Source organism: Mycobacterium gallinarum (assembly GCF_010726765.1).
GTDB classification, from domain to species: Bacteria; Actinomycetota; Actinomycetes; order Mycobacteriales; family Mycobacteriaceae; genus Mycobacterium; species Mycobacterium gallinarum.
In genome coordinates this window covers 3965367-3979490 of record NZ_AP022601.1, presented here as the reverse complement: position 1 = coordinate 3979490, position 14124 = coordinate 3965367, and the positions used below count along the sequence as shown (strand labels likewise).

The 14124-nt window shown below is 67.7% G+C and carries 14 protein-coding genes; 9 read left to right on the top strand and 5 right to left on the bottom strand.

Translation table 11 applies throughout. The features are described 5' to 3' along the window. Positions 1-43: 43 nt before the first annotated feature. Complete coding sequence (locus G6N42_RS19565; RefSeq protein ID WP_174262113.1) at positions 44-439, top strand: hypothetical protein; 396 nt, start codon at positions 44-46, stop codon at positions 437-439. Here G6N42_RS19565 and G6N42_RS19560 read toward each other — a convergent pair. After that, on the bottom strand, positions 421-1566 hold the full coding sequence (locus G6N42_RS19560; protein WP_163731654.1) for a serine hydrolase domain-containing protein: 1146 nt from the start codon (positions 1564-1566) through the stop codon (positions 421-423). The two genes, G6N42_RS19565 and G6N42_RS19560, sit on opposite strands and share 19 nt — an antisense overlap. Before the next feature lie 111 nt (positions 1567-1677). Between G6N42_RS19560 and G6N42_RS19555 the strand changes: the two genes are divergently transcribed. Beyond that, positions 1678-1917: a hypothetical protein gene (locus tag G6N42_RS19555; RefSeq protein ID WP_163731652.1), complete on the top strand. Its 240-nt coding sequence runs from the start codon at positions 1678-1680 to the stop codon at positions 1915-1917. Next, positions 1911-2450 (top strand): hypothetical protein, encoded by a 540-nt coding sequence (locus G6N42_RS19550; protein ID WP_232076197.1) that lies wholly within the window; start codon positions 1911-1913, stop codon positions 2448-2450. Before G6N42_RS19555 ends, G6N42_RS19550 begins: the two co-directional genes overlap by 7 nt. Positions 2451-2521: 71 nt before the next feature. Here G6N42_RS19550 and G6N42_RS19545 read toward each other — a convergent pair whose 3' ends face one another. Then, on the bottom strand, positions 2522-3037 hold the full coding sequence (locus tag G6N42_RS19545) for a 2-oxo-4-hydroxy-4-carboxy-5-ureidoimidazoline decarboxylase (protein WP_163731647.1): 516 nt from the start codon (positions 3035-3037) through the stop codon (positions 2522-2524). Between the two features lie 66 nt (positions 3038-3103). Continuing rightward, entirely contained in the window at positions 3104-3592 is a 489-nt protein-coding gene (locus G6N42_RS19540; protein WP_163731644.1) for an inorganic diphosphatase, read from the bottom strand. Positions 3593-3738: 146 nt separating this feature from the next. Here G6N42_RS19540 and dacB point away from each other — a divergent pair, with 146 nt between their 5' ends. From dacB to G6N42_RS19515, 5 genes are read left to right on the top strand one after another with little or no spacing between them, the layout of a single operon-like run. After that, positions 3739-5115 (top strand): D-alanyl-D-alanine carboxypeptidase/D-alanyl-D-alanine endopeptidase, encoded by a 1377-nt coding sequence (gene dacB, locus G6N42_RS19535; protein ID WP_163731641.1) that lies wholly within the window; start codon positions 3739-3741, stop codon positions 5113-5115. Next, on the top strand, positions 5112-6167 hold the full coding sequence (locus G6N42_RS19530; protein WP_163731639.1) for a zinc-dependent metalloprotease: 1056 nt from the start codon (positions 5112-5114) through the stop codon (positions 6165-6167). Before dacB ends, G6N42_RS19530 begins: the two co-directional genes overlap by 4 nt. Then, positions 6146-7108, top strand: a complete 963-nt coding sequence (gene tilS, locus G6N42_RS19525; RefSeq protein ID WP_163731637.1) for a tRNA lysidine(34) synthetase TilS — start codon at positions 6146-6148, stop codon at positions 7106-7108. The genes G6N42_RS19530 and tilS overlap by 22 nt, the downstream gene beginning before the upstream one ends. A 13-nt stretch (positions 7109-7121) precedes the next feature. Further along, entirely contained in the window at positions 7122-7709 is a 588-nt protein-coding gene (hpt, locus tag G6N42_RS19520) for a hypoxanthine phosphoribosyltransferase (RefSeq protein WP_163731634.1), read from the top strand. A gap of 19 nt (positions 7710-7728) precedes the next feature. Continuing rightward, a complete protein-coding gene (locus G6N42_RS19515) occupies positions 7729-9948 on the top strand; it encodes a molybdopterin-dependent oxidoreductase (protein ID WP_163731631.1) in 2220 nt (739 codons plus the stop codon). Positions 9949-9982: 34 nt separating this feature from the next. Here the strand turns inward: G6N42_RS19515 and G6N42_RS19510 are convergent, their stop codons facing one another. Together G6N42_RS19510 and G6N42_RS19505 are read right to left on the bottom strand one after the other, a co-directional pair. Further along, positions 9983-10735 carry an SIMPL domain-containing protein gene (locus G6N42_RS19510; protein WP_163731628.1) on the bottom strand — a complete coding sequence of 251 codons (753 nt, stop codon included), beginning with the start codon at positions 10733-10735 and terminating at the stop codon, positions 9983-9985. A gap of 31 nt (positions 10736-10766) precedes the next feature. Beyond that, positions 10767-11675: an alpha/beta fold hydrolase gene (locus G6N42_RS19505; protein ID WP_174262277.1), complete on the bottom strand. Its 909-nt coding sequence runs from the start codon at positions 11673-11675 to the stop codon at positions 10767-10769. A gap of 117 nt (positions 11676-11792) precedes the next feature. On the opposite strand from G6N42_RS19505, the gene ftsH reads away from it, so the two are divergent. Continuing rightward, the gene (ftsH, locus tag G6N42_RS19500) at positions 11793-14120 is read left to right on the top strand and encodes an ATP-dependent zinc metalloprotease FtsH (RefSeq protein ID WP_163731622.1); all 2328 of its coding nucleotides are present in this window, start codon (positions 11793-11795) and stop codon (positions 14118-14120) included. The last annotated feature ends 4 nt before the right edge of the window (positions 14121-14124 follow it).

Genomic DNA, 14124 nt, shown 5'->3' with positions numbered 1-14124 from the left:
GCAAGGCTCGACGGCGGTCGCGTCAGCGCCTAACGTCGCCGCCGTGCGGCTATTCGTGGCAGACGGCATCGACGGGCACTGGATTGAGTTGACCGACGGCGCCGAGCCCGCCGTGCGGGTCGCTGCCGACGACCTGTCACAGGCGCGTCGAGCCAGGACCCGGATTCGGGCCGGTTCCGAGGAGGTCGCCGTCATCCTCGACATGACCGTGGCGGTGGCGGCCGACTTCCGGTCGGCGCGAGGCGAACTGGAATCTGCCGACGGAGTGCACTACATCGGTACGGTCGACGGTCTCGCCGGGCTGATTGCCGACATCGAAACGACCGGGGTGGCCGACGGCGTCACGCTGATCGCGGCGTCACCGCGCCAGGATCTGCGGGCCGTGGGTCTCGACGTGCTCGACTGGCTGGCGATCCGAGGTCAGGCCAGAGCCTCGTAGATCAGCGTGTAGTAGCGGTCGGTGCGGGGCGAGCCCTCGATACCGGGGCCCATCTTGTTCATCACGTAGGCGACGGTGGTTCGACGGTCGGGGTTCATCGTCTCCCACGACCCGCCCCAGCCGCCCCAGAAACAGATCCGCCCGTCGGGGACGAACGGTATGGACTCACGTTGTGGCAGGCCGAATCCCAGCCCGAATGTCAACGGGTGATTGAGCAGGACGAGATCCGGTCCCTCGGAGTGGATCTCGAAGATCTTGTCGATCGTCTCCTGTTTCAGCAGCTGGACACCGTCCACCGTGCCGCCCAACGAAATCGCGGACAGGATCCGGGTCAGCGACCGGGCGTTGCCGTGGCCGTTGGCTCCGCCGATGTCCGCTGCCCGCCACCCGTCGGTGTTGGCGACGGCGGGGTCGGGCGCCGGCCCGGTGAACGTCTTCAGCATCGGTGCGGGCCACTGATCCATCGGGGGTAGGTCGAGCGGTTCCGTCGCCGGGATGATCTCGGCGATCCGGTCTGCGTCGGCCGGTTGCGCACCGATCTGGAAGTCGGCGCCCAGCGGGCCGGCGATCTCGTCGCGCACAAATTCCTTCAGGGTCGCACCGGTCACGCGGCGCAGCACCTCGCCGATGAGGTGGCCGAAGGTCAGGGCGTGATAGCCCGACGCCGTACCCGGTTCCCACCACGGCGCCTGCGCGGCCAGTGCGGCGGTCGATTTGTCCCAGTCGAAGAGGTCTTCGGTGACGACCGGTTGGTCCCATCCGGACAACCCGGACGTGTGTGACATCAGATGACGAAACTCGATGTGCTGCTTGCCGTTCGCGGCGAATTCGGGCCAGTAGTCGGACACCGGCGCGGTGGGTTCGACCAGCCCGCGGTCGATGAGCATCAGCCCCGCCAGCGCGGTTATCGTCTTGGTCGACGACCAGACGTTGACGATGGTGTCCTGCTTCCACGGCACTGTCTTGGCGGCGTCGGCATGGCCGCCCCACATGTCGACCACGGACTCACCGTCGATGTCGATGGCTATAGCGGCGCCGACCTCGCCGCCGCTGAGGATCTCGTCGGCGAGGGCATCGGCGACCTTGTCGAAACGCGGATCACAGTGGCCATGTAGTACTTCATGCATCGGATCATCATGCGGCGTCGGCCCCTGGTTTGTTCCGGCAATTGCGAAGTATCCACAGCGTGGGAGGGGTAACTTCGGCTTACCCGAGTGTCAACGTTTAGGGGAGCAGAGATGCACAGACTCACGATGGCGGTCGCCGTGGCCGCACTCGCGTCAGCGCCGATCCTGACGGCAACACCAGTAGCTGGAGCGGCATCAGTCGACAACACCACCACCCACACTCAGCCTGCGGTGCCCGCGGGCCCGCGCATCCAGGCGCTGGATTGCTACGGCACCACCGGCAACATGGGTTGCGGGCCCGGCTGGTTCTGGCGCGACGGATGGCGCGGATGGGCGTGCTACCCATGCTGAGACGGAACATGTGCGCGAAGGTCGGGGGAGCTTTCGCTGCTGTGGCGGTTGCGGCCACCATCGGCGGATTGGGTTCTGCCGCAGCGCAACCCAATGATTACAGCCAGCTACCGGTCGACCCGAACCTGGTCTCGGATTCGCAGGCGTACAGCGCTGACCCCTTCGACATCGATCCGAACGGACAGCGCGGCGTCTCGGCCAGGTACGTCCACCGCGAAGGCGGCACCCGGCAGATCACGACGACCATCCTGATCTTCCCCAGCGCAGGGGAGGCGACGGGATCACTCGCCGGGGCCGCGGCCGACGTGGCGAATCCGGTGTCGGCACCTGTGCCAGTGGGCACCGGCGGCACGATGGTCTCCGGGACGTCCATCGGCGGGCCGGGGTCGGTGACGGTGCTGTCGTTCACCGAGGGCAACGTCGCCACCACCATCGAGTTCGACGGTCCACCAAACGATCCGGCGCCGCCGGACTTCGTGACCGAGCTCGGGCAGAAACAGGACACGGCGATCAAGGACTGGCAGGGGGTGTAGCTCCCCGCATCAATCGTCCTGCCCAGCAACTCTTTTCGAGTTGTCGAGCGGGCATTCGGCGAGCTCGAGCCTCACCAGTTGTCGTAGCCGCCCTCGGGGCCCAGCATGCGCTCGAGACGGGTGCGGTTGATGCGGGCAAGCTCGTTGCGCACGACCTTGCGTTCGGTCTCGATGTCGTTGTGCAGCCGGTCCGACATCGTCGACAGCACGTCCTGCGCGGTGTATCCGTTGACGAACATGACGAAGCCGAATCCGAAGTGCGCCAGATAGCGTTCCGAGGCCTGTCCGAGCTGGGCCATCACGTCGGGCTGATCGCACCAGATGGCGCACTGCTCGGCGGCTGACTTCTCGCTGCCTGGCCTGCGCCCGATGTCGGGGTAGGCCTGCAGGATCGTGTCGATCGATTCCTCGGAGAGTCCGAACAGCAGCGCGTCGGCCGATCGGAAGAGTTCGTCGTGACTGGCGAATGGCCGACCACGGCACAGATCCGCTGCCAGCGGCACGCTGTAGCAGCACTCGTAGATGGCATGCACCGCGCGGCGCATCGGCATGGCGTTGAACGCCTCCAGGCCGATCCCCTGATGCATCAACACAGCGTCATCATCGGAGGCGCAGGGTACGCCCGGGTTACCGCATGTTACGGCGGTGAAAAATCAGTGTCCGGCGGCCTTGAACCGCTCGACCGACGCCTTCAGTTCGGCCTCGGCCTTTTCGCGTCCCACCCAGTCGGCGGCCTTGACGAATTTGCCCGGCTCGAGGTCCTTGTAGTGCACGAAGAAGTGCTTGATCGCGTCGAGTTCGTACGCGGGTACGTCTTCGAGATCCTGGATGTGGTCCCAGCGGCCGTCGCCGGCGGGCACGCACAGCAGCTTGTCGTCGCCGCCGGCCTCGTCGGTCATCTGGAACATCGCGACCGGCCGCGCCTCGACAATGCAGCCGGGAAACACCGACTCCGGTAGCAGCACCAGCGCGTCCAGCGGATCGCCGTCCTCGCCGAGCGTGTTCTCGAAGAAGCCGTAATCGGCCGGGTAGGCCATCGAGGTGTAGAGGTAGCGGTCGAGCTTCACCCGCCCGGAGTCGTGGTCCACTTCGTACTTGTTGCGCGAACCCTTCGGGATCTCGATGACTACGTCGAACTCCACGGCGGCGCCTTCCTGCCCTGTGCTGCGGTATTGGGGACGGCATCACCCTAATCTGCCCAGGATTCTGGCCACCTACTCGGGAGGCACGATGGCGTTCGGCACCCGCGGCCTGCGGGCTTGATCGGGGCCAGCGGATACCCTGAGCTATGCGGCCAACCACGTGGAGGCGATCCACCCACGCGCTGATCGCGGTCGCGGTGCTGGTCGCCGTCGCCGTCGTCGTCGCAGTGTCGGCCCTGCTGAGCGGCGGGGGTTCACCCGACGCGGCGGCCGTCAAGCCGACGCCGCCGGCGGCGACCGCGAACCCGGGCATCGTGCCCGTCGCCGATTCCGCCCCGAAGCCGACGCCCGACCGGCTGGCCGCTGTGCTCGCGCCCGCGCTGGCCGATCCGAACCTGGGCAAGTTCACCGGCCGCATCACCGATGCGATCACCGGGGCCGAATTGTGGGCACAGGGCGCCGACGTGCCGATGCAGCCCGCGTCGACCAACAAGACGCTGACGGCCGCGGCGGCGCTGCTCGCTCTCGACCGCGACGACCGGCTGATCACCCGCGTCTTCAGCACCGCCAAGGTCGGCGTCGTGGTCCTGAAAGGCGGCGGTGACCAGACGCTGTCCGCGGCCGCCCCGGACGAGGAGACCTGGTATCGCGATGCCGCGCGCATCAGCGATCTGGCCGAACAGGTGGAAGCCGCGGGAATCGAGCCCACCTCGGTGCAGGTGGACGTCAGCGCCTACACCGGTCCGACGATGGCGCCGGGCTGGGATCCGTTGGACATCGACGGCGGAGACATCGCGCCGATGGAATCGGTGATGCTCGACGGTGGCCGCACCCAACCGGTGAGCGTCGATTCCACCCGCTCCAAGACGCCGGCGCTGGATGCCGGTCGCGCGCTGGCGGTGGCACTGGACGTCGACCCCAAGAGGGTGACGGTCGTGCCGGGCGCCGCGCGCGGTGGCCAGGAGATCGGGTCGGTGCAGTCGCCGCCGCTCATCGATCGCCTGCGCGACATGATGAACGCGTCGGACAACGTGATGGCCGAGTCGATCGGCCGCGAGGTCGCCGCCGAGGTCGGGCTTCCGCAGAGTTTCGCGGGGGCGGTGCAGGCCGTGCTCGGTGAACTCGACGACGCCAAGATCGACACCACCAACGCCAGGCTCTTCGACTCCAGCGGCTTGTCCGTCGACGACCGGCTGACCGCGGAGACGCTCGACGAGGTCGTGAACGCGGCTGCGGGCAGCGCGGAACCCAGGCTGCGCCCGCTGGTCGAGATGCTGCCGATCGCGGGAGGCAGCGGCACACTGTCCAATCGCTTCCTCGACGATGTGGGCCGATCCTCGGCCGGTTACCTGCGGGCCAAGACGGGATCGCTGACGGGCACCAACTCGTTGGCGGGCATCATCACCGACGCCAGCGGGCGGGTGCTCACCTTCGCCTTCATCTCCAACGACGCCGGGCCGACGGGCCGCGTCGCCCTGGACACGCTGGCCGCGGCCATGCGGAAGTGCGGGTGCAGCGCATGAGCACCTCGACACCGGTCAGCGTCGGCCACGCCGTCGACTGGAAGTTCGCCGCCGACGTGGGCCAGAAGCTGGTGCGGCCGGGCCCGGACGCCTCGGACTACACCCGCCGCCAGGTCATCGATCAACTCGCCGAGTCGTCCCGCAATGCCGAGCTGCCGGTGCGTGAGGTCACCGGGCTCATCGAGGGCGGCGCGATCCCCGAAGCCCGCATCATCGACCGTCCGCAGTGGATCAAGGCGGCAACGCAGTCGATGCGGGTGATGACCGGCGGCACAGAGGAACCCAAGAGTTTCATCAGCGGCCGGATCACCGGTGTGCAGACCGGGGCGGTGCTCGCCTATGTGTCGCAGGGCATCCTCGGCCAGTACGACCCGTTCGCCAGCGACGGTGGCGAGCTCCTGCTCGTGTATCCCAACGTGATCGGTGTCGAACGCCAATTGCGCGTCGATCCAGGTGATTTCAGGTTGTGGGTGTGTCTGCACGAAGTCACCCACCGGGTGCAGTTCCGGGCCAACCCGTGGCTGGCCGACCATATGTCGCAGTCGCTGGCGGTGCTCACTCAGGACGCCGGCGACGACATCGGACAGATGGTGGGCAGGCTGGCCGGCTATTTGCGCAGCCGGCGCGACTATGTGATTGACGCTGAGACGGAACCGAATTCGTCCGGCATGATCGGTCTGATGCGGGCTGTGCAGGCCGAACCGCAGCGCAAAGCGCTGGACCAACTGCTGGTGCTCGGCACGCTGCTGGAGGGCCACGCCGATCACGTGATGGACGCGGTCGGGCCCAAGGTGGTGCCGTCCGTGGCGACGATCCGGCGGCGCTTCGACGAACGGCGGCAACGCAGACAGCCTCCGCTGCAGCGGATCATGCGGGCGCTGCTCGGATTCGACGCCAAGCTCAGCCAGTACACCCGCGGTAAGGCGTTCGTCGACCATGTGGTGTCCCAGGTCGGGATGACGCGGTTCAACGCCGTCTGGTCCGGTCCTGAAACCCTGCCGCTGCCTCTGGAAATCGACAAGCCACAACGGTGGATCGACAGAGTTCTGTAGCCGCGCTGCGTGCGGCCGTCACGGCGTTCTCCCGCGGTTACGCGACCGCCGACCCGAGTTGGTGTGTGGCGCTGTCCGGGGGCGCCGATTCACTGGCGTTGACCGCTGCCGCGGCGACGGTCAAGCCGACGACGGCGCTCATCGTCGATCATCGACTGCAGCCCGGCTCCGACGAGGTGGCGGCAAAGGCGCGCGAACAAGCGCTGTCGCTGGGATGTGTTGACGCACAGATCCTTTGCGTCGAGGTCGGGACGGCCGGTGGGCCCGAGGCCGCCGCGCGCACCGCACGTTATGAGGCGTTGGACGCCGCGCGGGGCGACGCGCCGGTACTGCTGGCGCACACGCTGGACGATCAAGCCGAGACCGTGCTGCTCGGCCTGGGACGCGGATCTGGTGCCCGTTCCATCGCCGGTATGCGTCCGCACGACCCACCGTGGTACCGCCCGCTGCTGGGCATCCGGCGCGAGGTGACGCACGCGGCGTGCGACGAGCTGAACCTGACACCATGGCAGGACCCCCACAACACCGATCGGCGGTACACCCGGGCGCGGCTGCGTGCCGAGGTGCTCCCGTTGCTGGAAGACGTGCTGGGCGGTGGCGTCGCCCAGGCGCTGGCCCGCACCGCGGCGGCGTTGCGCGAGGACAGCGACACGCTCGACACGCTCGCCGACCGCGAGCTGTCCGAGTCGTCGACCGCAGGCGGCCTCGACACCGCTCGTCTGGCGAATCTGCCGGAGGCCGTTCGGCGCAGGGTGATTCGGGGCTGGTTGCTCGCCGGGGGGGCCAGCGGTCTGACCGACAAGCAGATTCGCGGGGTGGACACCCTGGTCACGGCTTGGCGCGGCCAGGGCGGCGTGGCGGTGGGGTCACCGTTACGCAGCAGGCGGCTGATCGCGGGCCGCCGCGACGGGATGCTGACCCTGCACACCGAGCCCGTGTGAAACATGGCACGCTGTGCACGTGCCGGAAACCACCGAGTCATACCCGGGCGACATCAAGTCGGTGCTGCTCTCGTCGGAGGAGATTCAGGCGAAGGTCGCTGAGCTCGGCGGGCAACTCGGCGATGACTACCGCGACACCCTTGCCGAGAACGGTCAGGATCTTCTGCTCATCACCGTGCTCAAAGGCGCGGTCTTCTTCGTCACCGACCTGGCCAGGGCGATTCCGCTGCCCACCCAGCTCGAATTCATGGCCGTCAGTTCCTACGGGTCGTCGACGTCCTCGTCGGGTGTGGTGCGGATCCTCAAGGACCTCGACCGCGACATCAACGACCGCGACGTGCTTATCGTCGAGGACATCGTGGACTCCGGTCTGACACTGTCCTGGCTGCTGCGCAACCTCGCGACCCGCCATCCGCGTTCGCTGCGGGTGTGCACGCTGATGCGCAAGCCCGACGCCGTGCGCGCCGACGTCGACATCGCCTACGTCGGCTTCGACATCCCCAACGAATTCGTCGTGGGGTACGGCCTCGACTATGCCGAGCGCTACCGTGACCTGCCCTACATCGGCACGCTGGACCCCAAGGTGTACGAAAACCTGTAGTCGGCGCAAGATGATCGGCATGACCGAGACAGCCCTTCGGATCTGCCCCTTGTGTGAGGCCACCTGCGGCCTGACTCTCACGATCGACGACGGCAAGCTCGTCGGCGCCCGCGGTGACCGTGAGGACGTCTTCAGCCACGGCTTCATCTGCCCCAAAGGTGCGAGCTTCGCCGAACTCGACAACGACCCCGACCGCTTGGTGCGGCCACTGGTCCGGCGCGACGGCGTGTTGACCGAAGCCACCTGGGACGAAGCGTTCGCCGCGGTCGCCGACGGACTCAGCGCGGTCATCGGTGAGCATGGCGGCACGTCGGTCGGGGTGTACCTCGGTAACCCCAGCGCGCACACGATCGCGGGCTCGCTGTACCCGCCGCTGATCATCCGCGCGCTCGGCACCCGCCAGGTGTTCTCCGCCAGCACGCTGGACCAGATGCCCAAGCACGTCGCCCTCGGTCTGATGTTCGGCAGCCCGGTCGCGTTCACTGTTCCCGATCTCGACCGCACCGACTACCTCGTCGTCATCGGCGCGAATCCCCTTGTGTCCAACGGCAGTCTGGCCACCGCCGCCGATTTCCCCGGAAAGTTGCGTGCGCTGCGCAAGCGTGGCGGCAAGCTCGTCGTCATCGATCCCGCCCGCACGCGGACCGCCGAACTCGCCGATCACCACATCGCGCCCCGCCCCGGTACCGACCCGGCATTGATGCTCGCCGTCGTGCACGTGCTGTTCGACGAGGGCCTGGTCGATCTCGGCACGGTGGCCGACCATGTCGACGGCATCGACGATGTCTGCGCCGTGGCGGCCGATTTCGCGCCGGACACCGTCGCCGAATACTGCGGTGTCACCGCGGACGAGATCCGCGCGCTGGCCCGCGAACTCGCGGCCGCCCCGACCGCCGCCGTCTACGGCCGTATCGGCACGTCCACTGTCGAATTCGGAACGCTCGGCAGCTGGCTGGTCGACGTCATCAACGTCCTGACGGGCAACCTGGACCGTCCCGGCGGGGCGATGTTCCCGCTGGGTCCGACCGCGCCCGCGCCGCGCCCGCAGAAGGCCGGCCGCGGTTTCGCGATCGGCCGCTGGCACAGCCGGGTGTCGGGCTATCCCGAGGCGCTGTCCGAGTTCCCGGCCGCGGCGCTCGCCGAGGAGATCGACACCCCCGGCGACGGACAGATCAAGGCGATGATCACGATCGCGGGCAACCCGGTGCTGTCGGCCCCCGACGGCGATCGCCTCGACCGCGCGCTGGCCGGCGTCGGCTTCATGGTGAGCATCGATCCGTACCTCAACGAGACGACAGGCCATGCCGACGTCATCCTGCCGCCACCGCCGCCGTCGCAGACCGCTCATTTCGACTTCGCGCTCAACAACCTCGCGGTCCGCAACAACGCGCGCTACTCACCGCCCGTGCTGCCCGCCGATGGTCGACCCGACGAGCCCGAGATCCTGTCGCGGATCGCCCTCGCGCTGTTCGGCGCAGGCGTCGACGGCGATCCCGGCGTCGTCGACGAACAGGTCATCGCAACGACATTGGCCAAGGAGACCGCCGATCCGACCTCACCGGTCGCCGGTCGCGATGTGGCTGAACTGACCGCGATGCTGGCGCCAGGACCGGGATACGAGCGCCGCCTCGACATGATGCTGCGGCTCGGGGCCTACGGCGACGCGTTCGGCGCCAACCCAGACGGTCTGACGCTTCCGCGGCTCAAGGCGAACCCGCACGGTATCGACCTGGGACCGCTGCAGCCGCGTCTGACCCAGGTGCTGCGAACGCCAACGGGGAGAATCGAACTCGCGCCGCCACTGCTCGTCGAGGAGGCGGTGCGGCTGCGCGAGGCGCTCGACCGCCGCGCCGACCGGTTCGTGCTCATCGGACGACGGCATCTGCGATCCAACAACAGCTGGATGCACAACGTGCCCGCGCTCGCGGGCGGCAGCAATCGGTGCACACTGCGGATCCATCCCGACGATGCCGCCGAACTCGGCCTCACCGACACCGCGGTGGTGAAGGGTCCCGGTGGTGAACTGCTGGCTCCGATCGAGCTCACCGACGGTATGCGGCGCGGTGTGGTGTCGTTGCCGCACGGGTGGGGTCACGACCGCGGCGGCACCGGCCTGAAAGTCGCGTCCCGCGACCCCGGCGTCAACGTGAATCAGCTCAACGCGGGCAACCAGCTCGACCCGCTGTCCGGCACCGCGGTGTTGAACGGGATTCCGGTCGACATCGCTCCTGCGGGTTAGGCGAGCTCCTGCGGGTTAGGCGAGCTCGTGCGGGTCAGGTGAGCTCCCAGATCACCGTCACGCTGAACCCGACAGTCTGCTGACCCGGCTCGACCGGAACGGGTGCGGCCATGGCCATCTCGGCGCCGTTGCGCGGCATGGGGACCGGGGGCGCAGTGCCCGCGACCTCCGAAATCGAGATCACGTTGCCCAGGGTGAGGCCGGACAGTTGCGCGTATTGCTCGGCCCGGTCCTTGGCGTCATTGAAAGCTCGGCTGCGGGCGTCGCGGATCAGTTGGGAATCGTCGTCGATGGAGTAGTTCACCGAGTTGATCCGGGTGGCGTTGCCGCCGGTGCTGACGATCAAAGCCAGCGCCTGGGATGCGGCGTCGAGTTGGCGGATCTTGACGTCGATCGTGTTGCTCGCCCGGTAACCGGAGATGGTGGTGCTGTCGGTGGTCGGTGCGAACTGTGGTTGCAGGCTCACCTGACTGGTGCTGATGTCGTTGCGGTCGACCCCCGCGTCGACCAATGCGTTGATCACCGCCTGCTGACGATCGCTGGTCTGGTTCATCGCACCGGTGACGTCGGGTGCGATGGCTTCGATCGACGCGTTGACGTTCAAGGTGTCCGGCGTGCCCTTGACTTCGCCGGACCCCGCGACGGTGACCTGGCGGACCTCAGAATCCGCGGTCGGCGCGGCGATCGGGCCTGACTGCGCGTCGCAACCAGCCAGTGTCACAACGAGTCCCGCCGCGGCGAGGACGAGCAGTCGGGTGGGCAATTTCGCGCTCGCGGCGATCGGCATGAGAGGCACCCTACCGTCAGGCTCCGCGTCCCTAGGGCTCGCCGACTTCATGCAGGAACGCCAACAGGATTCGGTTGATGTCGTCGGGCCGCTCCTGCTGAACCCAATGCCCGGCACCCTCGATCCACTCCTCGGTGTACGGCCCGGCGACGACCTCACGGGCGCGCGCGGGGTTCATGGTCGGGCCGACCGGATCGGCCGTACCGCCGACGAACAACGCGGGCGCGGTGGTCTGCGCGCCGGCCAGCTGCGCAGTCGTCTCCCAGTTGCGGTCGTAATTGCGGTACCAGTTCAGCGCGCCGGTGAACCCGGTCCGGCTGAACTCGGTTACGTAGTGCTCGAACTCACCGGCGCTGATCCAGTCGGGCAGCGCAGCGTCGTCCCCGGAGATCAGTCCGGCGAACATTCCCCGCATGGTGGCGGCCACGTCGGCCGCCATCTCGGCGTCGGCGACTCCGGGCTCCTGGACGCGCAGCATGTAGAAGTCCTCGCCGAACTTCTCGCGCCAGCGCTGCGTCGGGCGGGACCGGGCGCGGGGGATGGGTGGCACGCTGAGCCCGGCGACCGCGGCGACGCGGGTGGGATGCAGCAGTGCGGTGTGCCAGACGACCATGGCGCCCCAGTCGTGGCCGATGAACGCCGCCCGCTCGACGCCTCCGCCAGCTTCCGAGTCCAGCAGGGCGACCAGGTCGCCGGTCAGCGCGTGGATGTCGTAGTCCTCGACGGCGTCGGGCCTGGTCGAGCCTCCGTAGCCCCGCTGATCGGGTGCCAGCACGTGGTAGCCGGCTTGCGCGAGGGCAGGGATCTGATGCCGCCACGAATACGCCAGCTCAGGGAACCCGTGAGCCAGTACGACCAATGGCGCACCGCGCTCGCCGGCTTCGATGACGCGAAGCGCCACCCCGTTGATCTCGACGATCCGTTCGGCCGACGTGAGCACGGCCTCAGCCAAGCACACCGGCGGGAACCTTGGTTCGTTGGTCTAGCGGTAGCCTTGTGGTTTCTGACTGCGCTTAGAGGAAGTCGACGACGGACGTTTGATGAACCGGACTCACGTATGAATCGCAAGAATGTGATCCGCACGCTCACCGTGATTGCGGTGGTGCTGTTGCTGGGTTGGTCGTTCTACTACTTCAGTGACGACACTCGCGGCTACAAGCCCGTCGACACCTCGGTGGCGATGTCTCAGATCAGCAGTGACAACGTCAAGAGCGCGCAGATCGACGACCGTGAGCAGCAGCTTCGGCTGGAGCTGAAGAGCGGGAACAACGACACCGAGAACAGCGACAAGATCATCACGAAGTACCCCACCGGTTACGGGGTGCAGTTGTTCGACGCGTTGAGCGCCAAGAACGCCAAGATCAACACGGTCGTGAACCAGGGCAGCATGCTCGGCTCGCTACTGATCTACCTGCTGCCGCTGCTGCTGCTCGTCGGCCTGTTCGTGATGTTCTCCCGCATGCAGAGCGGCGGCCGGATGGGGTTCGGCTTCGGCAAGTCGAAGGCCAAGCAGCTGTCCAAGGACATGCCCAAGACCACCTTCGCCGACGTGGCGGGTGTCGACGAGGCCGTCGAGGAGCTCTACGAAATCAAGGACTTCCTGCAGAACCCGACGCGGTACCAGGCCCTCGGCGCCAAGATCCCCAAGGGCGTGCTGCTCTACGGCCCACCGGGCACCGGTAAGACGCTGCTTGCGCGCGCGGTGGCTGGCGAGGCCGGGGTTCCCTTCTTCACGATTTCAGGTTCGGACTTCGTCGAAATGTTCGTCGGGGTCGGCGCGTCTCGCGTGCGTGATCTGTTCGAGCAGGCCAAACAGAACAGCCCGTGCATCATCTTCGTCGACGAGATCGACGCCGTCGGACGCCAGCGCGGCGCGGGTCTCGGCGGTGGCCACGACGAACGCGAACAGACGCTGAACCAGTTGCTCGTCGAGATGGACGGGTTCGGCGAGCGTCAGGGCGTCATCCTGATCGCGGCCACCAACCGGCCCGACATCCTGGACCCTGCGCTGTTGCGTCCCGGCCGTTTCGACCGCCAGATCCCGGTGTCCAATCCGGACCTGGCCGGCCGTCGCGCCGTATTCAAGGTGCACTCGCAGGGCAAGCCGATCGCCGAGGACGCCGACCTGGACGGGCTGGCGAAGCGCACCGTCGGTATGTCGGGCGCCGACCTGGCCAACGTCATCAACGAGGCCGCACTGCTCACCGCCCGTGAGAACGGCACGGTCATCACCGGCCCCGCGCTCGAGGAGGCCGTCGACCGCGTTGTCGGCGGGCCCCGCCGCAAGAGCCGCATCATCAGCGAGCACGAGAAGAAGATCACCGCCTACCACGAGGGCGGTCACACTCTGGCAGCGTGGGCGATGCCCGACATCGACCCGATCTACAAGGTGACCATCTTGGCGCGCGGCCGCACCGGCGGTCACGCGATGTCCGTGCCCGAGGACGACAAGGGCCTGATGACCCGCTCCGAGATGATCGCCCGACTGGTGTTCGCGATGGGCGGCCGCGCCGCGGAGGAGCTGGTGTTCCGCGAGCCGACCACCGGCGCGGTGTCCGACATCGAGCAGGCCACCAAGATCGCCCGTGCGATGGTCACCGAGTACGGCATGAGCTCCAAACTCGGCGCCGTCCGCTACGGCACCGAACACGGCGACCCGTTCCTCGGTCGCACCATGGGCACCCAGGCCGACTACAGCCACGAGGTCGCGCAGATCATCGACGACGAGGTGCGCAAGCTGATCGAGGCCGCACACACCGAAGCGTGGGAGATCCTCACCGAGTACCGTGACGTGCTCGACATCCTCGCCGGCGAGCTGCTCGAGAAGGAGACATTGCACCGCGCCGAGCTGCAGGCCATCTTCGAGGACGTCAAGAAGCGCCCGCGCCTGACCATGTTCGACGACTTCGGTGGCCGTGTCCCCTCCGACAAGCCGCCCATCAAGACGCCGGGCGAGTTGGCGATCGAACGCGGCGAGCCGTGGCCGAAGCCGGTGCCCGAGCCCGCGTTCAAGACCGCGATTGCTCAGGCGAGCCAGGCCGCCGAAGCCACCAAACTCGCCGAAGCGGGGACCAACGGCGCGAATGGCAACGGTGCCAACGGAACAGGCGCGCCAACGCAACCCGACTACGGCGCCCCTGCGGGATGGCACGCTCCGGGCTGGCCACCGCAGCCGAACCAACCGCCGCCGAACCAGCAGCCGCACCCGCACCAGCAGCCGCATGGTTACTGGTATCCGCCGCCACCCAATCCGTCCGGCTGGCACAACCCCTATCCGCCGTATCAGCAGCCCTACCCGCAGCCCGGCCACCCCCCTCAGGGCAGCCAACCGAACCCCAACGATGAGTCGGGGCAGGAGAACGGCAGGCATAACCCGCAGGGCTGAGCGC